The organism is Actinoplanes sp. URMC 104 (genome assembly GCF_051386375.1).
GTDB lineage: Bacteria > Actinomycetota > Actinomycetes > Mycobacteriales > Micromonosporaceae > Actinoplanes.
In genome coordinates, this window is the sequence record NZ_JBPQTO010000002.1 from 1,859,519 (window position 1) to 1,884,273 (window position 24,755).

Annotated in this window: 20 protein-coding genes; 8 read left to right on the forward strand and 12 right to left on the reverse strand. The window is 72.3% G+C overall.

The window, feature by feature from the left end; genetic code table 11:
* Nucleotides 1-147: 147 nt before the first annotated feature.
* The 3 genes from ACSNN8_RS09715 to ACSNN8_RS09725 all read left to right on the forward strand — a co-directional run bounded on the left by ACSNN8_RS09715 (nt 148) and on the right by ACSNN8_RS09725 (nt 3,894).
* A complete protein-coding gene (locus ACSNN8_RS09715) occupies nt 148-2,001 on the forward strand; it encodes a 2-oxoacid:acceptor oxidoreductase subunit alpha (RefSeq protein ID WP_436648313.1) in 1,854 nt (617 codons plus the stop codon).
* Nucleotides 1,994-3,025 (forward strand): 2-oxoacid:ferredoxin oxidoreductase subunit beta, encoded by a 1,032-nt coding sequence (locus ACSNN8_RS09720; protein WP_436648314.1) that lies wholly within the window; start codon nt 1,994-1,996, stop codon nt 3,023-3,025. The genes ACSNN8_RS09715 and ACSNN8_RS09720 overlap by 8 nt, the downstream gene beginning before the upstream one ends.
* A gap of 65 nt (nt 3,026-3,090) precedes the next feature.
* Entirely contained in the window at nt 3,091-3,894 is an 804-nt protein-coding gene (locus tag ACSNN8_RS09725) for an SAM-dependent methyltransferase (protein ID WP_436648315.1), read from the forward strand.
* Here the strand turns inward: ACSNN8_RS09725 and ACSNN8_RS09730 are convergent.
* On the reverse strand, nt 3,891-4,904 hold the full coding sequence (locus ACSNN8_RS09730; protein WP_436648316.1) for a potassium channel family protein: 1,014 nt from the start codon (nt 4,902-4,904) through the stop codon (nt 3,891-3,893). The genes ACSNN8_RS09725 and ACSNN8_RS09730 overlap by 4 nt on opposite strands.
* 165 nt (nt 4,905-5,069) lie before the next feature.
* Between ACSNN8_RS09730 and ACSNN8_RS09735 the strand changes: the two genes are divergently transcribed.
* On the forward strand, nt 5,070-5,564 hold the full coding sequence (locus ACSNN8_RS09735; RefSeq protein WP_436648317.1) for a phospholipase: 495 nt from the start codon (nt 5,070-5,072) through the stop codon (nt 5,562-5,564).
* Here ACSNN8_RS09735 and ACSNN8_RS09740 read toward each other — a convergent pair.
* Nucleotides 5,561-8,182, reverse strand: coding sequence for an ATP-binding protein (locus ACSNN8_RS09740; protein ID WP_436648318.1), 2,622 nt, complete (start codon nt 8,180-8,182; stop codon nt 5,561-5,563). The genes ACSNN8_RS09735 and ACSNN8_RS09740 overlap by 4 nt on opposite strands.
* 880 nt (nt 8,183-9,062) lie before the next feature.
* Complete coding sequence (locus tag ACSNN8_RS09745) at nt 9,063-9,287, reverse strand: FmdB family zinc ribbon protein (protein ID WP_436648319.1); 225 nt, start codon at nt 9,285-9,287, stop codon at nt 9,063-9,065.
* Between the two features lie 1,684 nt (nt 9,288-10,971).
* On the opposite strand from ACSNN8_RS09745, the gene ACSNN8_RS09750 reads away from it, so the two are divergent.
* Together ACSNN8_RS09750 and ACSNN8_RS09755 are read left to right on the forward strand one after the other, a co-directional pair.
* Nucleotides 10,972-12,090, forward strand: coding sequence for a lytic murein transglycosylase (locus ACSNN8_RS09750; RefSeq protein ID WP_436648320.1), 1,119 nt, complete (start codon nt 10,972-10,974; stop codon nt 12,088-12,090).
* An 87-nt stretch (nt 12,091-12,177) separates the two neighbouring features.
* Entirely contained in the window at nt 12,178-13,194 is a 1,017-nt protein-coding gene (locus tag ACSNN8_RS09755) for an N-acetyltransferase family protein (RefSeq protein ID WP_436648321.1), read from the forward strand.
* 1 nt (nt 13,195) lies between these two features.
* On the opposite strand, the gene ACSNN8_RS09760 is transcribed toward ACSNN8_RS09755, so the two are convergent.
* Nucleotides 13,196-14,689, reverse strand: coding sequence for a PfkB family carbohydrate kinase (locus ACSNN8_RS09760; RefSeq protein WP_436648322.1), 1,494 nt, complete (start codon nt 14,687-14,689; stop codon nt 13,196-13,198).
* 142 nt (nt 14,690-14,831) lie between these two features.
* Here ACSNN8_RS09760 and ACSNN8_RS09765 point away from each other — a divergent pair, with 142 nt between their 5' ends.
* Entirely contained in the window at nt 14,832-15,023 is a 192-nt protein-coding gene (locus tag ACSNN8_RS09765; RefSeq protein WP_436648323.1) for a hypothetical protein, read from the forward strand.
* 49 nt (nt 15,024-15,072) lie between these two features.
* Here ACSNN8_RS09765 and hemB read toward each other — a convergent pair whose 3' ends face one another.
* The 8 genes from hemB to ACSNN8_RS09805 all read right to left on the reverse strand — a co-directional run bounded on the left by hemB (nt 15,073) and on the right by ACSNN8_RS09805 (nt 23,358).
* Entirely contained in the window at nt 15,073-16,059 is a 987-nt protein-coding gene (hemB, locus tag ACSNN8_RS09770; RefSeq protein WP_436648324.1) for a porphobilinogen synthase, read from the reverse strand.
* 30 nt (nt 16,060-16,089) lie between these two features.
* Complete coding sequence (locus tag ACSNN8_RS09775) at nt 16,090-17,676, reverse strand: uroporphyrinogen-III synthase (RefSeq protein ID WP_436648325.1); 1,587 nt, start codon at nt 17,674-17,676, stop codon at nt 16,090-16,092.
* On the reverse strand, nt 17,673-18,653 hold the full coding sequence (hemC, locus tag ACSNN8_RS09780; protein ID WP_436648326.1) for a hydroxymethylbilane synthase: 981 nt from the start codon (nt 18,651-18,653) through the stop codon (nt 17,673-17,675). Before hemC ends, ACSNN8_RS09775 begins: the two co-directional genes overlap by 4 nt.
* Nucleotides 18,650-19,939 (reverse strand): glutamyl-tRNA reductase, encoded by a 1,290-nt coding sequence (locus ACSNN8_RS09785; protein WP_436648327.1) that lies wholly within the window; start codon nt 19,937-19,939, stop codon nt 18,650-18,652. The genes hemC and ACSNN8_RS09785 overlap by 4 nt, the downstream gene beginning before the upstream one ends.
* A complete protein-coding gene (locus tag ACSNN8_RS09790) occupies nt 19,936-20,694 on the reverse strand; it encodes a redox-sensing transcriptional repressor Rex (RefSeq protein ID WP_436648328.1) in 759 nt (252 codons plus the stop codon). The genes ACSNN8_RS09785 and ACSNN8_RS09790 overlap by 4 nt, the downstream gene beginning before the upstream one ends.
* Before the next feature lie 255 nt (nt 20,695-20,949).
* A complete protein-coding gene (locus tag ACSNN8_RS09795; protein ID WP_436648329.1) occupies nt 20,950-21,591 on the reverse strand; it encodes an HAD family hydrolase in 642 nt (213 codons plus the stop codon).
* A 10-nt stretch (nt 21,592-21,601) separates the two neighbouring features.
* Nucleotides 21,602-21,850, reverse strand: a complete 249-nt coding sequence (locus ACSNN8_RS09800) for a glutaredoxin family protein (RefSeq protein WP_436648330.1) — start codon at nt 21,848-21,850, stop codon at nt 21,602-21,604.
* Entirely contained in the window at nt 21,847-23,358 is a 1,512-nt protein-coding gene (locus tag ACSNN8_RS09805) for an AMP-binding protein (protein WP_436648331.1), read from the reverse strand. The genes ACSNN8_RS09800 and ACSNN8_RS09805 overlap by 4 nt, the downstream gene beginning before the upstream one ends.
* A 375-nt stretch (nt 23,359-23,733) precedes the next feature.
* Here ACSNN8_RS09805 and ACSNN8_RS09810 point away from each other — a divergent pair, with 375 nt between their 5' ends.
* The gene (locus ACSNN8_RS09810) at nt 23,734-24,681 is read left to right on the forward strand and encodes an ECF subfamily RNA polymerase sigma factor, BldN family (RefSeq protein WP_436648332.1); all 948 of its coding nucleotides are present in this window, start codon (nt 23,734-23,736) and stop codon (nt 24,679-24,681) included.
* Nucleotides 24,682-24,755 lie beyond the last annotated feature (74 nt).

Sequence of the window (24,755 nt, forward strand, 5' to 3'; positions counted from 1 at the left end):
GTGGTTCAGGCAAGCCTTACCTGGCTACTGTGGTCAACGGCCTGCCCCCGGTCGTAAGGAGCGGCGACGTAGGCTGGAAGTGACTATTGCGGGCCGGCTCATCGACGTGCTCACCCCGCCGGCCGGCGCCCTTGGGAGGTTGCGAACGTGTCCGCTGGAGCGAAGCGAGTCGAACAGCTGGACCGGGTGGTCATCCGGTTCGCCGGCGACTCGGGCGACGGCATGCAGCTGACCGGTGACCGATTCACGTCGGAGACCGCACAGCTGGGCAACGACATCTCCACGCTGCCGAACTTCCCGGCGGAGATCCGGGCACCAGCAGGCACCCTGCCGGGTGTGTCGAGCTTCCAGGTGCACTTCGCCGACTACGACATCCTCACGCCCGGCGACGCGCCGAACGTGCTGGTCGCGATGAACCCGGCCGCGCTCAAGGCCAACCTGACCGACCTGCCGCCGGGCGCGGACATCATCGTCAACACCGACGAGTTCACCAAGCGCAGCCTGGCCAAGGTCGGCTACGTGGCGAGCCCGCTCGAGGACGGCTCGCTCGCCGGCTACGCGGTGCACCCGGTGGCGCTCACCTCGATGACGGTGGGCGCGCTTGCCGACTCCGGCGTCTCGAAGAAGGACGCCGAGCGCGCCAAGAACATGTTCGCGCTCGGCCTGCTCAGCTGGATGTACTCCCGGCCGTACGAGTCGACGCTGCGCTTCCTCGAGGCGAAGTTCGCCAAGCGCCCCGAGCTGGTCGCGGCGAACAAGGCCGCCTTCCAGGCCGGCTGGAACTTCGGCGAGACCACGGAGGACTTCTCCGTCCGCTACGAGGTCAAGCCCGCCCGCATGAAGCCGGGCACCTACCGCAACATCACCGGCAACCAGGCACTCGCGCTCGGGCTGGTCGCGGCCGGGGTGCGCAGCAAGCTGCCGGTGTTCCTGGGCGCCTACCCGATCACCCCGGCGTCGGACATCCTGCACGAGCTGTCCAAGCACAAGAAGTTCGGCGTCACCACCATGCAGGCCGAGGACGAGATCGCCGCGATCGGCGCGGCGCTCGGCGCCTCCTACGGCGGGGCGCTCGGGGTCACCACGACCTCCGGCCCCGGCGTGGCGCTCAAGGGCGAGACCATCTCGCTGGCGATCGCGCTCGAGCTGCCGCTGGTGATCGTCGATGTGCAGCGCGCCGGCCCGTCCACGGGCATGCCGACCAAGACCGAGCAGGCCGACCTCAACATGGCGCTGTACGGCCGGCACGGCGAGGCGCCGCTGGCGGTGATCGCCCCGAAGTCGCCGTCGGACTGCTTCCACGCGGCGATCGAGGCGGCGCGCATCGCGCTCAAGTACCGCACGCCGGTGATCCTGCTCTCGGACAACTACGTGGCGAACGGCTCCGAGCCGTGGCTGCTGCCCGCGGCCGACGAGCTGCCCGACATCTCGGTCGAGTTCACCACCGCCGCCAACGGCGAGGACGGCCGCTTCCTGCCCTACCTGCGCGACCCCGAGACGCTGGCCCGGCCGTGGGCGATCCCCGGCACGCCCGGCCTCGAGCACCGCATCGGCGGGCTCGAAAAGGCGGACAAGACCGGCGACATCTCGTACGACCCGGCGAACCACGAGTTCATGGTGCGAACCCGGGCGCAGCGCATCGAGACGATCGAGGTGCCCGACGTCGAGGTCGAGGACGCCGACGAGAACGCGCGCGTGCTCGTGCTGGGCTGGGGTTCGACGTACGGCCCCATCGGCGCGGCCTGCCGGGCCCTGCGGCAGCGCGGCCTGCCCATTGCGCAGGCCCACCTGCGCCACCTGGCGCCGCTGCCGGCCAACCTCGGCGAGGTGCTCAGGGCGTACGACAAGGTCGTCATCCCGGAGATGAACCTGGGCCAGCTGGCCCACGTGATCCGCGCGAAGTACCTGGTCGACGCGGTCCCCTTCAACCAGATCAGCGGTCTGCCGTTCACGGCCGCGACGCTGGAGAACATGCTCGAGGACGTGGTCAAGAATGGCTAGCCCCACCATCCCGATCACCCCGGTGAAGCTCACCGCGAAGGACTTCAAGAGCGACCAGGAGGTGCGCTGGTGCCCGGGTTGCGGTGACTACGCGATCCTGGCGGCGGTGCAGGGCTTCATGCCCGAGCTCGGCATCCCGCGGGAGAACATCGTGTTCGTCTCGGGCATCGGGTGCTCGTCCCGCTTCCCGTACTACATGAACACGTACGGCATGCACTCGATCCACGGGCGTGCGCCGGCGATCGCCACGGGCCTGTCGGTGTCGCGTCCCGACCTGTCGGTGTGGGTCGTCACGGGCGACGGCGACGCGCTGTCGATCGGCGGCAACCACCTGATCCACGCGCTGCGCCGCAACGTCAACCTCAAGATCCTGCTGTTCAACAACCGGATCTACGGCCTGACCAAGGGTCAGTACAGCCCGACCTCCGAGCTCGGCAAGATCACGAAGTCGACCCCGGCCGGCTCGGCGGACTCGCCGTTCAATCCGATCTCGCTGGCGCTCGGCGCGGAGGCGACGTTCGTCGCCCGCACGATCGACTCGGACCGCAAGCACCTGCAGTCGGTGCTGCGGGCCGCCGCGGAGCACCGGGGATCGGCGTTCGTCGAGATCTACCAGAACTGCAACATCTTCAACGACGGCGCGTTCGAGCTGATCAAGGACGCGACCACCCGTGAGGACCACCTGATCCGCCTCGAGCAGGGCCGGCCGGTCACGTTCGGCGCCGAGAACCAGTTCTCGGTGACGCACCCGGCCGGCGCGTTCGGCCTGCGCGTCGAGGAGGGTGGCGACGCGATCGTCCACGACGCGACGGTGGACGACCCGGCGTACGCCTTCGCCCTGTCCCGCCTCTCGGGCTCCGACCTCGGCACCACGCCGATCGGCGTCTTCCGTGACGTGCAGCGCCCGTCCTACGACGAGCTGATCACCAAGCAGCTGGTCGACGCCAAGGCCACGGCCGACGGCACGCCCGAGCAGATGCTCGACGGCCTGCTCAACAAGGCCGACACCTGGACGATCCTCTAAGCGGATCCCACCGCGGCACGGCCCCTCGGTACGATGTCAACCCTCATCGATGCCGAGGGGCCGCCGTGACCGATCCTGAGCTGCACACCCTGCTGAACACCGAGGTCGCGCACTCGGCCCGGCTGTGGAACTACCTGCTCGGCGGCAAGGACAACTTCGCCGCCGACCGCGAGGCGGCCGAGTACGCGCTGGCGCTCATGCCGGAGCTGGTGCAGTCGGCACGCGCCAACCGCGAGTTCCTCGGCCGCGCGGTCCGCTTCCTGGCCGGCGAGGTCGGCATCCGCCAGTTCCTCGACATCGGCACGGGGCTGCCCACCGCGAACAACACCCACGAGGTGGCCCAGGGCGTCGCGCCGGAGAGCCGGATCGTCTACGTCGACAACGACCCGATGGTCCTCGTGCACGCCCGGGCGCTGCTGACGAGCACGCCGGAGGGCGCCACCGACTACATCGAGGCCGACGTGCGCGACACGGCGACGGTCCTCGAGGGTGCGGCGCGCACGCTGGACTTCACGCAGCCCGTCGCCGTCATGCTGCTGGGCATCGTGAACTTCGTCGTGGACGACGCCGAGGCGTACGCCGTGGTCCGCCGCCTGGTCGAGGCGGTGCCGGCGGGCAGCTACCTGGTGATCTCGCACCCGACGACCGAGGTCAACGGCCCCGCGGTCGAGCAGTCGATGCGCCAGTGGAACGAGAGCGGCGCGGCGCCGATCACGGCCCGCACCCGCGAGGAGATCGCCCGCTTCTTCGACGGCCTCGAGCTGGAGGACCCGGGCGTGGTGACCTGCTCGGCGTGGCGGCCCGACCCGGCGTACCCGGGCATCACCGACAAGGTCTCCGAGTTCGCCGGGGTGGGCCGCAAAGGCTAGACGGCGACGTCGGCGGCGCTGTTCTCGTCGCGGATGTAGACGATCAGGTCGCCGGTCTCGATCGTGACCTTCTGCTCGCCGCCCAGCGGGAGCACCTTGCCGCGGCGGATCAGCGCGACGACGAGGGTCTGCAGCTCGCGCGGGTTGCGGCCCACCTCGGCGCGCTCGGCGCTGCGCATCGCCAGCGCCATGCCCTGGCCGGGGGTGAGCAGGTCCTCCACGACGTCGATCAGCGGCGGGGCGGTGGTCGTGAGGCCCAGCAGCCGGCCGGCGGTGGCGGACGAGACGATCACGTGGTGGGCGCCGCTCTGCCGGAGCAGGGCGGCGTTCTCCTGCTCGCGGACCGAGGCGATGATGCGCACCTGGCCGGCGGTCAGCTGCCGTACGGTCAGCGAGATCAGCACCGAGGCCTCGTCGGTGTCGGTCGCGATGATGACCGCCTTGCTGTTCTTGACGTCGGCCTCGAGCAGCACCGCCGAGCGGGTCGCGTTGCCCTCGATGACGACCAGCCCGTTGGCGACGGCCTGGCGCACGCCCTCGGGCCGGCTCTCGACGAGCACGATGCGCGACTTGTCGTACCCGGTCTCGAGCAGGGCGGCGACCGCGGCCCGGCCCTTGGTGCCGTACCCGCAGATGATGATGTGGTCCTTCAACTGTCGCCTCCACCGGCTGACACGCAGGCTGTTGCGGTACTGGTCGGTCAGCACCTCGAGGGTCGTGCCGACCAGGATGATCAGGAAGAGCACGCGGGCCGGGGTGATGAACAGGACGTTCACCAGCCGCGCGTGCGGGGTGATCGGCGTGATGTCGCCGTACCCGGTGGTGGAGAGCGACACGACCGCGTAGTAGAAGCAGTCGAGCAGCGTGAGGCCGTCCTCGTTGACGTCCCGGTACCCGTTGCGGTCGAGGTAGATGACCGTCACGGTGACCAGAACGAGGACGATGGCGAGCGCCAGCCGGATGGCGAGCGCGCGAAGAGGCCCCTGCCGGACCTTGGGAATAACGATCATGTGATGCCCCGCACGGTGACACCATAGCGATCGGGTCGCAAGCGACCATCCAGGACATCACATGAACCATCGTTCAAGAACACCATCAAGGCCGGTTCGGCACGGTGCGCCAAAGCCGGCCCGTCGGCGTTGTATACGTCAGACATCAGTTCGAACACTGCTCACATGACCCGACGCCTCGCACTCGTCGTCGTCCTGGCGCTGACGCTCGTCGTCCCCGCCGGGATCGCCCGGGCCACCACCCTCGACAAGCCCGCCGTCCTGGCCGGCTGGACACAGCCGACCGCCGCCAGCACGGCCGCCTGGAACGCGGCCCGGCTCGACCGCGAGAGCTGGAAGTCGTACGGCTTCGACTGGACCACCGACGACTGCTCGGCCGGCCCGGAGCGCCCGCTCGGCTTCGACTTCACCCTCGCGTGCCGGCACCACGACTTCGGCTACCGCAACTACAAGGACCTGGGCACGTTCCGGGCGAACAAGGCGCGCGTCGACGACACGTTCTACGCCGACCTCAAGCGGGGCTGCGCTCGCTACCGGCTCGCCGTACGCACCGCCTGCTACACGCTGGCGTGGACGTACTACCAGGCGGTGCACCTGTTCGGCTCGGTCTCGTTCGTCCGCGGCGCCGACGTCGACCGCGCGGCGAAGCTGATGCATTAGGTCAGCGTCTGCGCGAAACGGGCCGCGCCGTCCTGCAGGTCCGGGTGCTCGACCGCGAGCGCCATCGCGACGATCCGGTCGAAACCCAGACCCACCCCGTCGGCGTACGCGGCGTCGAACGTGGCATCGCCCAGCGACGCGCGCAACGACAACTGCTGCGCCGACCAGAAGAGCCCGAACATCTCCGTACGCCGGGCGCCCCGCGCCGCCTCGGCCCCGCCGAACAGCACCGCGGCGGTCGCGGGGTCGCCGCCCATCGCGCAGCGCACCGCGATCGCCGCGACCGCGTCGGCCGCCGCGCCCCGGAACCCGTGCCGCAGCCGGGACCGCAGCGCCACCACCAGGTGGTCGTGCGCGGCCACCAGGTCACCGCGGCGCAACGCCACCATGCCGAGCAGCCAGTCGACCGTGCGCTTGCCCCGGTACTCGGGGCAGCCCGCCTCGGCCGTACGGGCGCCGGCCAGCAGCTCCGCCGCCTGGGTCAGCGCGTCGCGCCGCCAGAGCAGCTCGGCGAGCGCGATCACCGCCGGCAGCGCGGCCTCGGCCACCGCGCAGCGCTCCGCCTCGGCGATCACCTCGCGGCACAGCTGCTCGGCCTCGTCGTAGCGGCCCGACTCGACCAGCGTCGTGCGGTGCCCGGCCAGCGCGCGCACCAGCAGCGCGTGGTCCTCCTCGACGCGCGCGATCCGCTCGGCGCGGTCCAGGAACCGGGTCCGCTCGGCGCGGTCGTCGGCCAGCCCCGCGTGCACCAGGTGAGCGCCGCCGAGCAGGACCGGCTCGACATGCTCGGCGTCCAGCCGCTGATAGAGGCGGAAGAGCAGGTCGCGCCCCTCCCCCGCCCCGCCGTGCTCGCGCCACCACGGGTCGAGCGCCAGGGCCAGCCGCAGCCCGGCGCGCACGCTGCCCTTCGCCGCGGCCCAGCGCAGCGCGGTCTCCCACTCGGGGATGTACGGCGTGAGCTCGGTCAGCGAGGTCGTGCGGGGCTGGCCGTCGACGTCCACCGCGACCGTGTCCAACGTGTGCAGCGACCAGGCGACGTGGCGGTCGCGGGCGGCGTGCTCGTCGCCCGCTGCGGCCAGCTGCCGGGAGGCGTACGCCCGCACCTGTCCCGAGAGGCGGTAGCGCGGGCCCGGCACCACGTCGACCAGTGACTTGTCGGCCAGCTCGGAGAGCGCGCCGAGGGCCTCGACGCCGCACCACTCCACCGTGGGCAGCTCCACCGTGCCGGCGAAGACCGCGAGCCGCCGCAGCAGCCCCGCGGCGGGCGTGCTGAGCGTGCGATAGGACCAGTCGAGGCTGGCGCTGAGGCTGTCGTGCCGGTCCCCGGCCTCCGCCCCCACCGGGTCCAGCGCCGACAGCGGGTCCTCCAGGCGCGCCGCCAGCTGCGCCGCCGACAGCGACCGCAACCGCGCGGCGGCCAGCTCGACCGCCAGCGGAGAACCCTCGAGCATGGCGGCGACCTCCGCCAGGTCGGCGTGATCCTCCACCGGAGTGGGCCGGCCGCCGCGGGCCTCCGTCGCGCGCTCGGACAGCAGCGTGAAGACGTCCGCGGGCGACAGCGGCGGAATGCGCCAGACGACCTCGCCGGGCACGTTGAGCGGCACGCGGCTCGTGACCAGCACGTCCAGGCGAGGGCAGCGGGCGAGCAGACGGCGTACGAGGGTCGCGCACGCGGCCGGGGCGGCGTCGGCGGTCTGCAGGACGAGCAGCATCTGCCGCTCGGCGCAGTGCTCCAGCAGCGTCTCGAGGATCGGCCGGCCGGGCTCGCCACGGACCCCCAGAGCCGTGGCGACGGCGCGCGCCAGCCCGGTGCTCACGACCTCGACCGTCCACACCCCCTGGGCGTACGTCTCCAGGAGCCTCTCGGCCACCGCCAGCGACAGCCTCGTCTTGCCCGAGCCGCCCGCGCCGGCGACCGTGACGATGCGGTGGTCGCGCACGAGGCCGGCCAGCTCGACGAGCTCGGCGCGGCGGCCCAGGAACGTGGTGAGCGGGACCGGCAGGTTGTGGGCGGCGGCGCTCGGGGTGCGCGGGTGGGGGAAGTCGCGCTCGAGGCCCGGGGCGACGACCTGGAAGAGGCGCTCGTCGTCGTCGAAGCCGCGGAGGCGGTGCGGGCCCAGATCGAGCAGGTCGACCTCCTTGCGGGGCTGCTGCAGCTCGAACGGGACGTCGGCGCCACACGTCAGGACGGCCAGCGCGGTGGCGCCCGAGCAGAGAACCTGACCACCGTGCGCGGCAGACGCGACGCGGGCGGCGCGGTGCACCTCGGCGCTGGCGTACTCGTTGCCGATCGGCCGGGCGAAGCCGGTGTGCATTCCCATCCGTACGCGCGGGGCGGCGCCAGGAATCGGCCAGTCGTGTGCGGACAGTTGCCGTTGAGCCTCCACACAGGCCGCGACCGCCGCCGACGGATCCGCGAAGGCGATGAAAAAGCTGTCACCCTCAGTGAAAAGCTCGACACCGCCGAAGTGACGGAACGCAGCCCTCATGACCGAGCGGTGAGCACCGAGGACCGAGCCGTAGTTGTCGCCGAGCATCCGCGCCAAGCGAGTCGAGCCCTCGATGTCGGTGAACACAAAGGTCACCAGCCCGCTCGGCAGCTCGGTTCGTCCCGACACGGTTGAACCTCCGCCCCTCAGGAAGTCACTTTCTCATGCTGCCGTATCACTGCGTCACCGACCATCGTAGAAACGGACGGTAACCGTCCGCCCGCCACGACCGACCCCGGACGAAGGATGCCGGCGACTTCTTACGGCACTACGCGTGACGTAACGAAAAGGATCGAGCCGAGTCACGCCACAGCCGGCCAGTCGCGGCCGCCCTTTCGGCGGTCCCCGCAAGAGGCACTTTGTGCGACGCCCTTCGCCGGCGCCGTCCGCTCACCTAGATCATCATATTTCCGACAGCGTCGCCGCAGGTCGCACCGTCTGTCCGCCACGGACGGAGATCAGCGAAGGGGTTAGTGATCCTGGCCGCATGTCCCGCTATTTGGACAATGGCGCGGCTCGTGTCCGCCTGATGGACCGGTAGGGCCCTTGTCTTCGGGCTTCTCCCCGGGGTCGTGCTGCCGGCTCCGGCTGGCCTATGGACGCCTGGGGGTGTCTTCGATGATCTTCGGGGAGGTTGGGTCGCTGCTCTCCACGGCACGCAACCGTCCGGGCCGGACGCAGCATCCGGTCCCGGGCCGTGCCACCAACGCAGCATCCCCGCGCGGGGCCGCACCATCGACACAGCAGGCCCCGTCGGGCCGCGCCGCCGAGGTAGCAGTCACGCCGGGCCCGCGCCGCCGGGGCAGCGTCACGCCGGGCCGGCGCCGCCGGGGCAGCGTCACGCCGGGCCCGCGCCGCCGAGGCAGCGTCATGCCGAACCCCACCATCGACGTAGCGTCCGCTCGGGCACTCCCTCGACGCAGCGTCCGCGGCGGTCTGCGGCAGCTCCGCCGAGCCGCGCCACCAAGGCATCGTCCACGCCGATCCGCGGCATCGACGCGGGCGGGCGTCAGCAGCCGCAGGCGCCGCCGCAACAACCGCCGCCGCCGCCCGCCGGAGCCGCCGGACGAGCAGGCGCGCCGCCGCCGCGCCCCGTGAACGCCACGGTTGAAAGCAGCTTGACCGTGTCGGCGTGCCCCTGCGGACACGTCGAGGGCGCGGAAGCCTCACTCATCGGCCGGTTGACCTCGAACGTGTCGCCGCACGCGCGGCAGCGGAACTCGTAACGCGGCATACGAGAAGCGTAGGACCTCCACCCGACCGGCGAACACCCAGGCCGCCCCCATCACCGGCGCCGTCCACAGGGCCCTTCGTGCTGGTCAGCCCGTTCCCGTCGCAGCTCACTCGCTCGCAGCGCCTCTTTCGCGGTGCCTCGTCCGCAGCCCGCGCGTTCACGGGCGCCCTGCTCGCGGATCGCTTGCTCGCAGGCGCCCCGTTCGCGGGGCTTGCTCGTTCGCGGGGCTTGCTCATTCGCGGGCACCCCGTGCGCCGCTCGCTCGTTCGCCGGGCTCGCTCGTTCCCGGGCCGCCCCGTGCGCAGCCCGCTCGTTCGCGGGGCTCGCTCGTTCCGGGGCCGCCCCGTGCGCAGCCCGCTCGTTCGCGGGGCTCGCTCGTTCCGGAGCCGCCCCGTGCGCAGCCCGCTCATTCGCGGGGCTCGCTCCTTTGCGGGCCGCCCCGTTCGCAGGCCGCCTTGTTCGCAGCCCACTTCGCACACAGCCCGCCCGCCAGGGGGCCCCCGACCCTAAGGCCTCAAGCTACGCCGGGGCGCGTGGGCTGTGGATGAGTTATCCACAGGCGTCTAAGCGGGCACTCGCGCGCAGGCGGCGGTTGGGTAGTGTCGTTCGCGTGGTGGAGCGGCAGGAGAAATCGTCTTCGGGTCCCGAGCTGAGGGCTGCGGCGCCGCATCAGGGCGGGCCCTTGGCCAGTTCGGGTGCTGCTCCGCTGGAACCGTCCGCGGAGCCCTCGACGAGCGAACCGGCCGACCCTTCCGCGGCGTCGGAGAAGGAGTCGCGGCCTGCGTCTGCCACGAAGGTGCCGACGATTCGGCCAGCGGCAGTGCCCAGACCGCGTACCGGAGGAGGAACGCCGGGTGCGGGCGCCGGAGGTAAGCATGCGGCGAGCGCGGGCGGCCTCGGGGGAAGTGCCGAAGCGAACGACGCGGGGAAGGCGGCTCCTGCTGCGGCGGGTACCGGTTCGGCTGGCGTCGCAGAGACAGGGCTGAGCGCGACTGGCGCCGCGGGGACGACGGACGGTACGGAAGTGCGCGCCGGCACGACGAGCTTCGGCACCACGGATGGCCGAGCCGCGGGCAAAGGCGGGAAGGGCGGAGCGACCGCGAGCCCCGCCGGGACGGGCACGCCAGCGGCGAACCCGAGCGCAGCTGCGGTGGCCGGCGCAGGCACGGCCGGCACGGGCAACGAAACAGCAGGCCCAGGCACAGGAACAGCGGGCGCGGGAACAGCCGGCACGGGCGCGGGAACAGCTGGCGCGAGTGCGGGAACGGTCGGCGCGAACACGGGCGGCGCGGGCGCGGGAACAGCTGGCGCGGGCACGGGAACAGCCGGCACGAGTGCGGGCACAGCCGGCGCGAACACAGGCGGCGCGGGCGCAGGCGGCGCGGGCGCAGGAACAGCTGGCACGGGCGCAGTAGCTGCCGGCGCGGGAACGGCCGGCGCGGGTGCGGCCGGCACGGGCATAGGAACGGCGGGCGCGGGAACAGCCAGCGCGGGAACGGCGGGCGCGGGCGCGGCCGGCGCGGGCGTGGGAACAGCCGGCGCGAGCGCAGAAGCAGTCGGCGCGAGCGCAACCTCCGCGAGCCCGGGCAAGGGCGCGGCCCCGACAGACGCGGCCTCGGCAGAGAAGGCAGACAAGGCGCAGCAGCCGCAAAAGGCAGGCGCCGCCGTCAAGCCTCTCAGCGAAGTGGAACGAGCCGCACGCCTCAGCGCCGAGGGTGCAGCGAAGGAACCCCCGGCCAAGGCCGACGAGCCAACGGCGGCCAAGGGCTCCGGCACGGCGCCGAACGTCACCAAGGGCACGAAGGACGAAGGCAACGAGGGCAGCAAGCCGGCGACTGTCAGCAGGGCGGTCCGCAGGCAGAGCAGGTCCTTCGGAGCGGTCGGCCGGATGGGCCGGGGCGTGGCGGCCTGGGCGAAGAGGCCCAGCGGCCGGCTGATCGTGCCGGCGGTGATCGCGGTTCTGTTGCTGGGGGCGGCGGGCACGGCGGGGGCCTACCTCGTGCCGGAGGCGTTGCAGTCGGCGCCCTCGCCCAGTGCGACGCCCGGGTTTCCGCTGGAGGGGGCGGCCGCGGTTCCGTCGGGGGGAGCGCCGGGCAGTGGGCTTCCGGGGACGGTGCCGCCGGCGGGGCTGCCGGGGACAGCGCCGACGGGGGTGCTGCCCAGCGGCGCGGTGCCGACGGGAGCGCAGGGGGCGACCGTGGGGCCGACGACGGCGGCGCAGACGGGGGTGCGGCCGGCGGACTCGCTGGCGGCGTGGGCGACGGAGATCGGCACGCGGGTCGGGATTCCGGTCGTGGCGGTGCAGGCGTACGGGTATGCCGAGATGGTTCTGGCGCGCACCAAGCCGTCGTGCCGGTTGAGCTGGACCACGCTGGCGGCGCTCGGGAAGATCGAGTCGTCGCACGGGGCGGCCAACGGGGCGGTGCTGTCCACCGACGGGACGGCGTTGCCGGCGATCTTCGGGCTGCCGCTGGACGGCAAGGGCGGGCGGCAGCTGGTGCCGGACACCGACCGCGGCGCGCTCGACCAGGACACCACCTACGACCGGGCGATGGGGCCGCTGCAGTTCATCCCGGCCACGTGGAACTCCTACAAGGTGGACGCCGACAACAACCAGGTCGCAGACCCCAACGACATCGACGACGCGGCGCTGACCGCGGCCACCTACCTGTGCCAGGCGGGACGGGACCTGTCCAAGCCGGATGCCTGGTGGGACGCCATCCTGTCCTACAACGCCGTGCGCCCATATGCACAGAAAGTGTTCGACGCGGCCAACGACTACGGACGACGGTCGCGAGCGTAGATCCGGTCTTGTACGGAGCGTTACGTTACCTACACATTTACGGTCGGAGCACTTCCCAGACGGAACGCTTACCGGCAAGCTGTACGGGTGAGGGTGCGTGAATGGGATCCCCGGGTCGCTTCGGCGCCGGAGATCCGGTCGCTCGTGGCGACGGTGAACGCGGCGCTGGCCACCGACCTTCCGGACGATCCGCAGTGGGTGGACGGCCAGGTGCGCGAATACCTCTCCGAGACGATGCCCGGTGAGCGCCGGATCTGCTGGGTCGCCGAGGACGACCGGCTGCCCGAGGGCGAGAGCGAGATCTTCGCCGCGGTCAGCATGCTGCTGCTCGGCGACATCGGCGTGCTCGAGGTGCTCGTACGGCCGAGCCTGCGACGACGGGGGCTGGGGCGCCAGCTCGTGGCGGTCGCGGTGCGCCGGGCGTACCTGGAAGGGTTCTCCACGATCGGCGTCGAGGCCATCGGCGGCACGCCGGCGATCGCGTTCTACGAGTCGCTGGGCTTCGAGCGGGAGTTCGTCGAGACGCGCAGCGTGCTGCTGCTGTCCGCGGTGGACTGGCCGGCGCTGGGCGACATGGCCACCGGCATCGGCTCCGGCTACCGGGTCGAGTTCCACCCGGGCGGGCCGCCCGACCACCTTCTCGAGGCGTACGCGCAGGCCAAGCTCGAGGCGCAGGACGACGACGACCTCGACCTGGCGCCGCGCTCCTCCGACCCGCAGCGGCTGCGCGACTCGCTCACCACGCTCCACAAGCGCGGCCTGAAGCCGTACATCGTGCTCGCCCTGCACGACGCGAGCGGGGTCGTCGCCGGGCTCACCGAGGTCGTGGTCCCCGCCCACCATCCCGAGCGGGCCGACCAGTACGACACGATCGTCGTGCGGGACCACCGCGGCTACGGCATCGACCGGGCGATCAAGGCGCGGATGCTGTTCGAGCTGCGCGCGGCCGAGCCGGGCCTGCGCGAGGTGCAGACCTGGAACGCCCAGCACAACGAGTCGATGCTCAAGGTGAACGCCGAGCTGGGCTATCAGCCGGACCGCGACTGGTACGAGTACGGCGCGGACGTTGCCCAGCTCGTGCAGAGCCTCGAGGCCACGATCTGACCTACGCGAGACCGAGCCACCGGGGCAGCGGCGAGGCCGGCAGATGCCGCCGCCAGTGCTCCGCCAGGGTCGAAGTGTCCGGCAAGCCCGTCCGGGCACCCACGCCGCTCGAGGCCGACAACGCCATGACGTAGGCGAAGTTCGCCGCCTCGCCGGGCGGGGCGCCGCGCAGCAGGGCGAAGAGAATCCCGGCGGCCAGCGCGTCGCCGGCGCCCGTCGCGTCCAGGATGTCGTGATGGGACAGCTCGCCGTCCGGCTGGGCGAAGCCCTCCATGCTGGTGCGGCCGAAGGCGACCGCGACGTAGTCCCGCCGCGACCCGGCGACCAGTTCCGCGGGGCGCTTCACCACCAGGATGAGCGGCTGTGCCTGCGCGCCGGCCGCCCGCCAGGAGAACAGCGTGCGGATCTGGTCCTCCATCCGGTGGCCGGGCGATCCGGCGCCCAGATTGGTGCGGCGCAGCAGCTGGTCGAGTTGCTGCTCGTACATGAACAGCAGGTTGGCCCGGCGCAGGATGGACGCGAGCCGGTCGCCGCCGAGCTTGGCGTAGAGCGAGCCCGGCGTGAACGACACGATCGTGTCGTCGTCCACCGAGGCGACCAGGCTCTCCTGCAGCCGGCGCTCGTCGGAGCCGACGAAGGACGACAGGTGCAGGATCCGGTGCCCGGCCACGGCGGAGCGCAGCGCGGGCACCAGGCCACGGTCGGCTACCACCGCGGCGAGGCGGTTGTTCACCCCGGCGTACGGATAGATGCTGCGCGCGCCGGCATGTTCGGTGAGCACGTACGCGCTGCCGCTGCCCAGCCCGGGCTCGCTGATGGTGAGCAGGTGCTCGGTGTTCACGCCGTCGGCCGCCAACGCAGACCGCAGCCGCATCCCGTTCTCGTCGTCGGCGACCGCGCCGGCCACGCTGACCCGGATGCCCAGGCGGCTCAGCCCGACCATGGTGTTCGCGCCGGACCCGCCGGGCGCCGGCGTCGGCCGGGCGATCTCGATCTCGTCGTCGGCGACGATCTTGGGCACCCGGATCAAGGTGTCCATGTTGTGCGCGCTCACCGCGAGCACGTCGCCCAGCCGGTGCCGGGTGCGGTCCAATCGCGCCCGGAGCTCGGCCACCACCTGGTCGGGACCGGTCGCGGCGACGGCCGGCCGGTTACCGCGTCTCGCGTCGAGCCTCTGCATGTTCACGCGCTCCCACGCCTCGCTCCACAATCGCTGATCCTCGGGTGTGGCCCCGAGAGCGATCACGATGGCATCGAGTGTGTCAGGCGGCGCAAGACTCTTGCCGCTGAAGTAGCTGTTGATCGTCGACTTCATCGTGCTCGGCAGGCCCAGCCGGCGGGTCAGCTCGGCCTGGGAGATCTGCCGGCGGCCGGAACCCCGGGCCGCCCGGGCGGCCAGCAGCGCCAGCTCGCGGGCGAGGGACGGCAGGTCGCGGACGCGCCGCGGGTCCGGACCGGCCGCGGTCGGCCCTCCGCTTGCGTCGGCCACGTCCACCCCACGTGATCGTCCTGCCCTGATGCCCAGACTTGGCCAGCCCTGTCCAGATCCGGCCTTCATTCAAGCACGTCGGTCTTTCATGGGAGTTACCCCCGAGACCGTGGGGCGATCTGTCGGTTACCGAGGAACGGTGGCGGCCATGCTCACCTCAGACACCAGCAACGTCTATCTCTTCGCCGCGGTGGCTCTGGCCTTCGTCGCGATCTGGGCCGTGGTCAAGGCCGCGGCACCGCTGCTCGCCGTCCTCAGGGTGGTCGCCGGTGCGGCCTTCGCCTGCATCGCGATCGGCGCGGCCCTCGCCCTCGTCGTGGTGAGCGTGGTCGGTCACTGACGGGGTGGCCCGTCGACATGACCGATGGCCTGTCCGACGTGGCGCAGACCTAGAAACGCCGCAGCATCTGGGCCACCTCGGCGGCCCAGTAGGTCAGCGTGATCTGCGCGCCGGCCCGCTTGATCGAGGTCAGCGACTCCAGCATGACCCGCTCACGGTCGATCCAGCCGTTGCGTGCGGCGGCCTCGACCATCGCGTACTCGCCCGACACCTGGTAGGCCGCCACCGGCACTGTGACCCGCTCACGGATCGCGGCGATCACGTCGAGGTAGGGAAGCGCGGGCTTCACCATGACGATGTCGGCGCCCTCGGCCACGTCGAGGTCGACCTCGCGCAGCGCCTCGCGCAGGTTCGGCGGGTCCTGCTGGTACTGCCGGCGGTCGCCCTGCAGCGTCGACTCGACGGCCTCGCGGAACGGGCCGTAGAACGCGCCCGCGTACTTCGCCGAGTAGGCGAGGACGGAGACGTCCTGGTAGCCGGCCTTGTCCAGCGCACGTCGGATCACGCCGATCTGGCCGTCCATCATGCCCGACGGGCCGACCATGTGGACGCCCGCTTCGGCCTGCGCCACCGCCATCTGGGCGTACAAAGCGAGCGTGGCGTCGTTGTCCACCGAGCCGTCGGCGGCGAGCACGCCGCAGTGCCCGTGCGAGGTGAACTCGTCGAGGCACAGGTCGCCCATCACGACCGTCGAGTCGCCCACCTCGGCGATCAGGTCACGGATGCCGACGTTGAGGATGCCGTCCGGGTCGAGGCCGCACGAGCCGGTCTCGTCCTTGTTCTCGTTCGACGGCACGCCGAACAGCATCAGCCCGCCGACCCCGGCGCTGACCGCCTCGTGCGCGGCCTTGCGCAGCGAGTCCCGCGAGTGCTGCAGCACGCCGGGCAGCGAGCTGATCTCGCGGGGCTCGGTCAGCCCCTCCCGCAGAAAGAGCGGCAGCACCAGCTCGGCCGGGGAGATGCGGGTCTCCTCGACGAGCCGGCGCATCGCGGGAGTGCGCCGCAGCCGGCGCGGACGGACGTCCGGGAAGGACATGGCGCACTCCCAACGAAGAGCGGAGAACGGTCAGCGGAAACGAAGAGCGGTCGGGCCCTGGACCTTCGAGCCGCGGCGCTGCTTGGCCGGCATCGCGGCCAGCTTCTCGCGCAGCTCGACCGCGTACGCCGCGAGCGCCTCGACCAGGTCCGGCACGCTGGCGTGCTGGGGCTGGACGTCGACGCGCAGGCCGAACTCGGTGGCGGTCTCGGCGGTCTTGGGGCCGATCACCGCGACGACCGTACGGGCGTGCGGCTTGCCGGCGATGCCGACCAGGTTCCGGACCGTGCTGGACGAGGTGAACAGCACCGCGTCGAAGCCGCCCGACTTGATCGCGTCGCGGATCTCGGCCGGCGGCGGCGCGGCCCGCACCGTGCGGTACGCGGTCACGTCGTCCACCTCCCAGCCCCGTTCGATCAGGCCGGCGGCCAGCGTCTCGGTGGCGATGTCGGCGCGCGGCAGCAGCACCCGGCCGACCGGGTCGAGGATCTCGTCGTGCGGCGAGAACTCGGCCAGCAGGCCCTCGCTGGACTGCTCGCCGGCCGGGATCAGCTCGGGCTGGATGCCGAATGCCCGCACCGCCTCGGCGGTGGCCTCGCCGATGCAGGCGATCTTCACGCCGCCGAAGTGGCGGGCGTCGAGGCCGTGCTCGTCGAACTTCTCCCACACCGCGCGGACGGCGTTGACCGAGGTGAAGACGACCCAGGCGTACCGGCCGTCGACCAGGCCCTTGACCGCGCGCTCCATCTGCGCCGGGGTGCGCGGCGGCTCGACCGCAATGGTCGGCACCTCGCACGGGATGGCGCCGTAGGCCCGCAGCCGCGCGCTCATCGCGCCGGCCTGCTCCTTGGTGCGCGGCACCAGGACCTTCCAGCCGTACAGCGGGCGGTTCTCCCACCAGCTCATGGTGTCGCGCTCGGCGACGTCGGCGCCGACGGTGAGCACCACGCGGCCGGTGAAGCCGAGCGCGGCGGCGACGAAGCTGTCGACCGTCGAGGTGGTCGTGTACTGCGTCTCGCCGGTGCCGTCGCCGGTCACCGCGACCGGGGTGCCGGGCTCGACGCCCGCGGCGAGCAGCCCGTCGCGCACGGCGGCGAGGTCGCCCGCGTCGACGGCGACCGCGAACGAGCCCTTGAGCGCGGCGGTGGCGAGCGCATCGAAGTCGAGGTGGGTCACGTCGCCGACGTCGGCCGTGATGCGGACGCCGGGCAGCGGCACACCGGCGTACGTGGCCACGCCCTCGGCCTGGCCCAGGCCGGGCACGACCTCGAAGTGCACCGCGGTGCGCGCGACCGCCTGCACCTCCTTGACGACGGACTCGTGGCCGAACGGGTCGCCGGCGACCAGGTGCACGGCGGAAAGGCCGGACCTGGCCGCGGAGAGCAGCACCTTGGCGACGTCGCCGGGCGCGCCCTCGGCCGGGCTGAACTGGGCGTCCGCCTTGGCCTCCGACCGGATGGCGGTCAGCAGGGACTCGGGGACACCACGGTCGTAGACCACCTGGTCGGCGTCGGTGAGCGCGGCGTGCGCGCGACGGGTCAGCAGCTCCGGGTCGCCGGGACCGGCGCCGACGAACGCGATGCGTCCTGCTGGCTTGCGGGCGGTGCGGGTGGTCATTCTGTGCTCCCGATCAGGGTGTCGGCGCCGGCGTCGAGGAGATCGGCGGCGAGCGCCTTGCCGATCTCCGCCGCGTCGGCGGGCGTTCCGGTGCGCGACAGCCGGATGGCTCGAACCCCATCCGGGCTGATCACCGCACCGCGCAGGTAGATCTCGTCGCCGTCCTCGCCCTCGGCGAGCTCGGCGTGTGCCGCGACCGGGGCTGAGCACCCGGCCTCGAGCGTGGCGAGCAACGCCCGTTCCGCCGTGACGGCGGCCCGGGACGGTGCGTGGTCGAGCGCGGCCAGCAGTTCGACCAGGTCTGCGTCGTCGGCCCGGCACTCCACTGCGAGCGCGCCCTGGGCGGGGGCCGGCAGCATGAGCATCGGGTCGAGCGTTTCGGCGATCTCGGCGGCTCTGCCGATGCGCACCACGCCGGCCCGGGCGAGAACGACGGCGTCCAGATCGGCCTCGGGTCCCTTGACCCGGGCGATCCGGCTGTCGATGTTCCCGCGGATCGGCGTGACCTGCAACTCTAGGCCCAAGGCCCGCAGTTGCGCGATTCGGCGCACCGCGCCGGTGCCGATCGTGGAGCCGGGCGGCAGCTCCGCGAGCGTGCGGTCACCGCGGGCGACCAGGGCGTCACGCGGGTCCTCGCGCGGGGGCACGGCCGCGATGTGCAGGCGCGGGTGCGCGGCGGTGGGCAGGTCCTTGTACGAGTGCACGGCGAAGTCGATCTCGCCGGCGATCAGCGCGTCCCGCAGCGCCGAGACGAACACGCCCACGCCGAGCTGGGCGACCGGGGCGGACGAGCGGTCGCCCTGGGTGACGATGCGCACGAGCTCGACCGGACGGCCGGTGGCCGCGGTCAGGGCGTCGGCGGTCTGCTGGGACTGGGCGATCGCCAGCGCGCTGCCTCGCGTGCCGAGGCGCAGCGGTGTGCCCGCCGACGTCCGGTCGTCCGGACGGCGCGGAGAACCCGGGGCTGGTGTGCTCACGCCGATCCTCCGATCTCGGGTACGGCATTCGCCGCGGTGGTGTGGGGAACGTCCAGATCGAACAATTCGCGCAGAAGCGCCGCGTACTGGTCGCCGCCGGGCTCGGCGGCCAGCTGACGCACGCGCACGGTGGGCGAGTGCAGCAGCTGCTGAACGACGCGATGCAGCGTACGGGAAACGTCGGCCCGTTGCTCCTCGCTGAATTCCGACCGGCGCGACCACAGCTTGCGCAGCTCGGCCGCGACCACGTCCTCGGCGCGCGTGCGCAGCGCCGCCACGGTCGGGGCGATGTCGGCGCCGCGCAGCCAGGCCAGGAAGTGGTCGACCTCGCTCGCGACGATCTGCTCGACCGCGGCCGTCTCGGCGGCGGCCGGCATCGAGCGCCGGGTGGCCGCGAGGCTGTCGATGTCGATCACCGTGATGCCGGGGATGCCGGCCGCGTCGGGGGCGACGTCGCGCGGCACCGCCAGGTCGAGCACGACCAGCGGGGCGGCGGCCTCGAGCCGGGCCCGGGTGAGCACCGGCTCGGTGGACGCGGTGGCCGAGACCACCAGGTCGGCCTCGCGGAGGGCCGCGTCGAGCTCGTCGTAGGGGACGGCGACCGCCCCGTACGCCTCGGCGAGCCGCTCGGCGCGGGCGGCGCTGCGGTTGGTGATCCGCAGCGGGCCCACCCCGGCGCGGGTCAGCGTGGCCACCGACAGGGCGCCCATCGCGCCCGCGCCGATCACCAGCGCCCGGCGCCCCGAGAGGTCGCCCAGCTCGGCCTCGGCCACGTCGAGCGCGGCGGTCACCACGCTCTGGCCGGCCCGGTCGATGCCGGTCTCGGCGTGCGCGCGCTTGCCGACCCGCAGCGCCTGCTGCATGAGCTCGTGCAGCAGGCGGCCGGTCGTGTCCGCCTCGGTGGCCGTGTGGTAGGCGTCGCGCAGCTGGCCCAGGATCTGCGACTCGCCCACGACCATCGAGTCGAGGCCGCTGGAGACCTGGAACGAGTGCAGCACCGCCGCCTCGTCGTAGTGCACGTAGAGATGGCCGGCCAGCTCGGTCGCCGGGATGCCGGAGACCTCGGCGAGGACGTTGCAGATGTCGCCCAGACCGCCGTGGAAGGTGCTCACCGCCGCGTAGATCTCCACCCGGTTGCAGGTGGAGAGGACGACCGCCTCGCCCACGAACGGCTGGGCGACGAGCTTGTCGAGGAGCCCGGGCACCGCGTGGTCGGGGACGACGAGCCGCTCGAGCGTGGCGACGTCGGCGGTGCGATAGGAAGCACCGACGCTGAGGAGATTCACGACCCGACCGCCTCCTGGTTGCCCGCCGCCGTGGCGGACCTGCCGCCGGGCAGCGCGGTCAGCGATGCCTTGCGGTGTTCGTGGAAAGAGAGAATCTGCAGTTCGATGGCGAGGTCCACCTTGCGGACGTCGACGTTGGCGGGCACCGACAGCACGCACGGGGCGAAGTTGAGGATGCTGGTGACGCCCGCGTCGACCAGCACGTCGGCGACCGCCTGCGCGGCGCCGGCCGGGGTGGCGATCACGCCGATCGCGATGTTCTCGTCGACGGCGACCCGGCCCAGCTCCGCGATGTGGCGCACGGTCAGCCCGTGTATCTGCTCGCCGACCTTGGCCTCGTCGGCGTCGAACAGCGCGACGATCTTGAAACCGCGGCTGGCGAAGCCGTCGTAGCCGGCCAGCGCGTGCCCGAGGTTACCGAGACCGACCAGGCAGACCGCCCGGCGCTGGTCGAGGCCGAGGACGTACTCGATCTGCTCGATCAGCAGCGCCACGTCGTAGCCGACGCCGCGGGTCCCGTACGACCCCAGGTGTGACAGGTCCTTGCGGAGCTTGGCCGAGTTGACCCCCGCGGCTGCGGCCAGTCCCTCGCTCGATACCGTCTCCGCACCGCCCTCGCCGAGGTTGTGCAGGGCGCGCAGATATTCCGGCAGCCGTGCGATCGTCGCCTCCGGCAGATCCGGAAACGTCGCGACGGCGCCGGCCCGGTCGTCTGGGGCTTGGCCGGGCGTGCTTCCGTGACGCTGCTGACTCATCTGACTCCGTGCCGACGAGGTGGCGAACCTGTGAGCCCTCGGGCGCCTGGCGCCTGTGCCCCCGGGCGCTTCACGCGAGGTGCCGGCGGGGCTCTTCGGCATCGAGAGTAGGCGCTTGTGAAGGTGTGCACAAATCGCGATCTTGGTAGCGCGGGTGGACAAAAGATCAACTCGCGTGGTAGCGATCTCGCCCGAGGGCAAATACAACCCGAACCGTTGGATTATGCCCGGTTCGCGCCCACACCGACCACCCTGCTACAGCGTACGGGCGATCGCGACCGCTTCCACCAGAGTGTCCGCGACCGGACGACCCGAGGCGCGCAGCCGGGTGGGGTCGGTGAAGCCGCCGGTGTAGAGCACGACCGCCCCGCCCACCGAGTCGGCCGCCGCGGCGTCGTCGAGCGAGTCGCCGATCAGCACGACCTGGTCGCCGGTCAGCCCCAGGTGGTCCAGGTGCTCGGCGAGATGGCCCGCCTTGAGGTGGCCGCCCAGCTCGGCGCGCAGCCCGTCGACCCGGGTGAAGACGCCGGTCAGGCCGTACGTCTCGATCGCCGGCACCAGCTCGTCGTGGAACCACATGGACAGCAGCGACTGCGTGCCCGGCCACGACTTGAGGGCCGCCGAGGCGTCCGCCGCGAGCGCCATGCCGGTCAGCCCCAGCCGGTACGCCTCGTGGAAGATGCGGTCGAGCTTGCCGAACTCCTCCTGGTCGACCGCCCGCTCGAGGACCTCGGCGTAGAACTCGGCCACCGGGCGGCGGAACCGGCTGCGGTGCTCGTCGGCGTCGACCGCGCGGCCGCCCACCGACGCGAACGCCTCGTTGGACGACGAGACCACCAGGCTCAGATCGTCGAGGAGGGTGCCGTTCCAGTCCCAGACTAGGTGAGTGCGCGCCACGGCGAACAACCTACAGGCGGGGCTCCCCCGGCTGTCGCGCCAGATCGCTGAGGAGCCGGGACTCCTCCACCCGCCAGTAGCCGTGCTCGGCGCCGTCGAGCAGCACCACCGGCACCCGGTCGCCGTAGTCGCGCTCGAGGTCGATCGACGACGCCACGTCGACCCGCACCCACTGGCCCGGCAGGATCCGGTCCAGCACCGCCTCGGCCTCCTCGCACAGGTGGCAGCCGTCGCGGCTGATCAGCGTCACTCGGCTCATCGCAGCTCCCTCTTGCGTACCTTGCCGATCGCCGAGTGGGGAAGCTCACGCACCAGCTCGACGGTCGGCAGCTTGAACCGCGCCAGCTGCGCCGCGCAGTAGACCTGCAGCTCGGCGGGCGTGGGCGGCGGGTCGATCGCGGCCACCACGAAGGCGTGCGGTCGCTGCCCGGCCTCCTCGTCGGGCACGCCGACGACCGCCGACTCGGCCACGCCGGGGTGCGAGCCCAGCACCCGCTCGATCTCGGCGGGATAGACGTTGAAGCCGTGCACCAGGATCAGCTCGTCGAGCCGGTCGACCAGGTGCAGGTCGCCGTCGCCGTCCGCGTACGCGACGTCGCCGGTGGCCCACCACCCGTCCGCGTCCGGACCGCCGCGCCCGTCGGGCCAGTATCCGGAGAACAGGTTCGCACCGCGCACCACGATCTCGCCCGGATCGGTGCCGGCCGAATCCGCCACGGACAGGTCGAGCTCGGCGAGGTCCTCGTCGGGCGACGCGGTGCCGTCCTCCCAGAGCACCTGGCCCGCTGCCGAGCGCAGCCGCAGCGAGACGCCCGGCAGCGGGCGGCCGATCGAGCCGGGCTTGCCGCGGTCGCTGACCGCCGTGGTGGTCAGCACCGGGGCGGTCTCGGTGAGCCCGTAGCCGACGATGACGCTCTTGCCCGTCGCCGCGGTGAAGCGGGCCATCTCGTCGGGCGCCAGCGGCGCGGCGCCGCACACGGCGGTCCGTACGGTCCGCAGTGCCCTTCTCGCTCCCGTCCGGCGCGACCAGGCCGCGTACATGCTCGGCACACCCACGGTCACGGTGACGCCCCGCTCGGCGATCACGGCCAGCGACGCGGCGGGGTCGAACCGGTCGACGAGCACGCCGGTCGCCGCGTGGTGCGCGACCGTGCCCAGTCCCGTGTTGAGCCCGTACGCGTGGAACAGCGGCATCGCCAGCAGCACGACGTCGTCCGGGCCGACGACCGGCGGGTCGATCGCGTCGAGCTGGTCGTGGTTGGCGGCCAGCGCCGCGTGCGTGAGCATCGCGCCCTTGGGCCGTCCGCTGGTGCCGGACGTGTAGAGCAGCACGGCGAGATCGCGCGCCGACACCTCGGGCAGGTCCCCGGGCCGCGCCTGCTCGTCGAGGTCGAAGTTCGGGCGTACGCGGGGAGGTCCCGCCTGCGGCAGCCGCACCTGCCCGGCCTCGCGCGCGACGACGAGCGCGGCGCCCGAGTCGGTGAGCGCGTACTCGAGCTCGCCGGCGGTGTACGCGGGGTTGAGCGGCACGGCGACCCGTCCGGCCCGCAGCACGCCGAAGTACGTCATGACGAAGTCCACCGAGGTGCCCAGGACGATCGCTACCCGCTCCCCCGGCGGCACGAGCGCGGCCACCCGCTGCGCCGCCGCGGTCACCTGACGGTCCACGTCGGCCCAGGTCAGCACGGTTTCGGGGGTAATCAGCGCGGGGCCGTCGGGCCGTCTGGCCGCCGCGGCTGCGACCGGGTCCCGGGCTGCGTCCTCCACGAGGCACGAGTCTGGCACAAACCTGCACGGAAGTGGACGGCGGACAGCCTGTCCGTCATTCGGGTCCCCGAGACGGTCATCGTGTCAGACGTTCCTTGTGTCTCGTCTGCGCCACTTCGTACTATTTTCGCGCAGCGCACACGATGTGCGACTCCGTGTGTCCGGAGTCCGTGATACTGCGCGCCTGCGTAACGGACTCCAAAGCCCTGGGTGAGGTTGGTTCGCTTCGTTGCGGGCCGCTTCGCCCCTTTTGCTATGAGTAACCACCCCTCATCCCGAGGAGGCCGCTGTGCCAGAAGCGCGAAGAAACTGCCAATCCCCGTTCGGCGGGACGGATGAGCAGTCGGAGCTGAGCCGCCGGGTCGAGGAGGCGCAGTGAGCCATGTGTACGCCGGGGACCCGTACCACCGCTCCCTCGCCGACGGCCTGACGGGAATCCGCCGCTCGGTCGACGACATGATCGTCAACACCATCCGCGGGGACAGCCCCAAGCGCACCCGCAACCGCCCGCACATCAACGAGTCGCCCGGCCACCGTCTGCCGCCGACCGGCAACGCCAAGCCGATGGCCGGCGGCGGCCGGGTCGCCGTGCCCGGCCGGCCGCCGATGCCCGCGCAGCCCACCGCCGGCCAGCGCAGCAACATCGGCGAGTCAGCGCTGCCCGGCGAGGCGACCGTGGTGGTGCCGGCGCAGAGCACCACCGGACCGCAGCGCGACGCCGAGCCGCCCAAGTTCCCGTCCCGCCCCGACCCCGGCGACGCCGCCGCCGAGGTGTGGGCGCTGGTCGAGCGCGCCCAGGCCGGCGAGGCCGAGGCGTTCGGGCTGATCTACGACCGGTACGTCGACACCGTCTTCCGCTTCGTCTACTTCCGCGTCGGCAACCGCCAGCTCGCCGAGGACCTCACGTCCGACACGTTCCTGCGCGCGCTCAAGCGGATCGGCAGCTTCACCTGGCAGGGCCGCGACCTGGGCGCCTGGCTGGTCACGATCGCCCGCAACCTGGTGGCCGACCACTTCAAGTCGGGCCGCTACCGCCTCGAGGTCACCACCGGCGACGTGCTCGACGCCGACCGCGAGGACCGCGGCCCCGAGGGCAGCCCGGAGTCGGCGGTGGTCGACCACATCACCAACGTCGCCCTGCTCACCGCGGTCAAGCAGCTCAACCCGGAGCAGCAGGAGTGCATCGTGCTGCGGTTCCTGCAGGGCTTCTCGGTGGCCGAGACCGCGCAGACCATGGGCAAGAACGAGGGTGCCATCAAGGCGCTGCAGTACCGCGCCGTCCGGGCGCTCGCGCGCCTGCTGCCGGAGGGGTTCCAGGTATGAGGACCTCGCTCCCGTCGATCTCCATTACCCGATGCGGGCCTCCGTCTCCCGTAACCGGGGACGCGTGTCGCGCG

Bases quoted from the DNA above. Each gene is read 5' to 3' on its own strand.
- ACSNN8_RS09720 (WP_436648314.1), top strand. From the start codon at position 1,994: ATGGCTAGCCCCACCATCCCGATCACCCCGGTGAAGCTCACCGCGAAG.
- ACSNN8_RS09730 (WP_436648316.1), bottom strand. From the start codon at position 4,904: ATGATCGTTATTCCCAAGGTCCGGCAGGGGCCTCTTCGCGCGCTCGCC.
- ACSNN8_RS09735 (WP_436648317.1), top strand. From the start codon at position 5,070: ATGACCCGACGCCTCGCACTCGTCGTCGTCCTGGCGCTGACGCTCGTC.
- ACSNN8_RS09745 (WP_436648319.1), bottom strand. From the start codon at position 9,287: ATGCCGCGTTACGAGTTCCGCTGCCGCGCGTGCGGCGACACGTTCGAG.
- ACSNN8_RS09765 (WP_436648323.1), top strand. From the start codon at position 14,832: ATGCTCACCTCAGACACCAGCAACGTCTATCTCTTCGCCGCGGTGGCT.
- hemB (WP_436648324.1), bottom strand. From the start codon at position 16,059: ATGTCCTTCCCGGACGTCCGTCCGCGCCGGCTGCGGCGCACTCCCGCG.
- ACSNN8_RS09775 (WP_436648325.1), bottom strand. From the start codon at position 17,676: ATGACCACCCGCACCGCCCGCAAGCCAGCAGGACGCATCGCGTTCGTC.
- ACSNN8_RS09790 (WP_436648328.1), bottom strand. From the start codon at position 20,694: ATGAGTCAGCAGCGTCACGGAAGCACGCCCGGCCAAGCCCCAGACGAC.
- ACSNN8_RS09800 (WP_436648330.1), bottom strand. From the start codon at position 21,850: ATGAGCCGAGTGACGCTGATCAGCCGCGACGGCTGCCACCTGTGCGAG.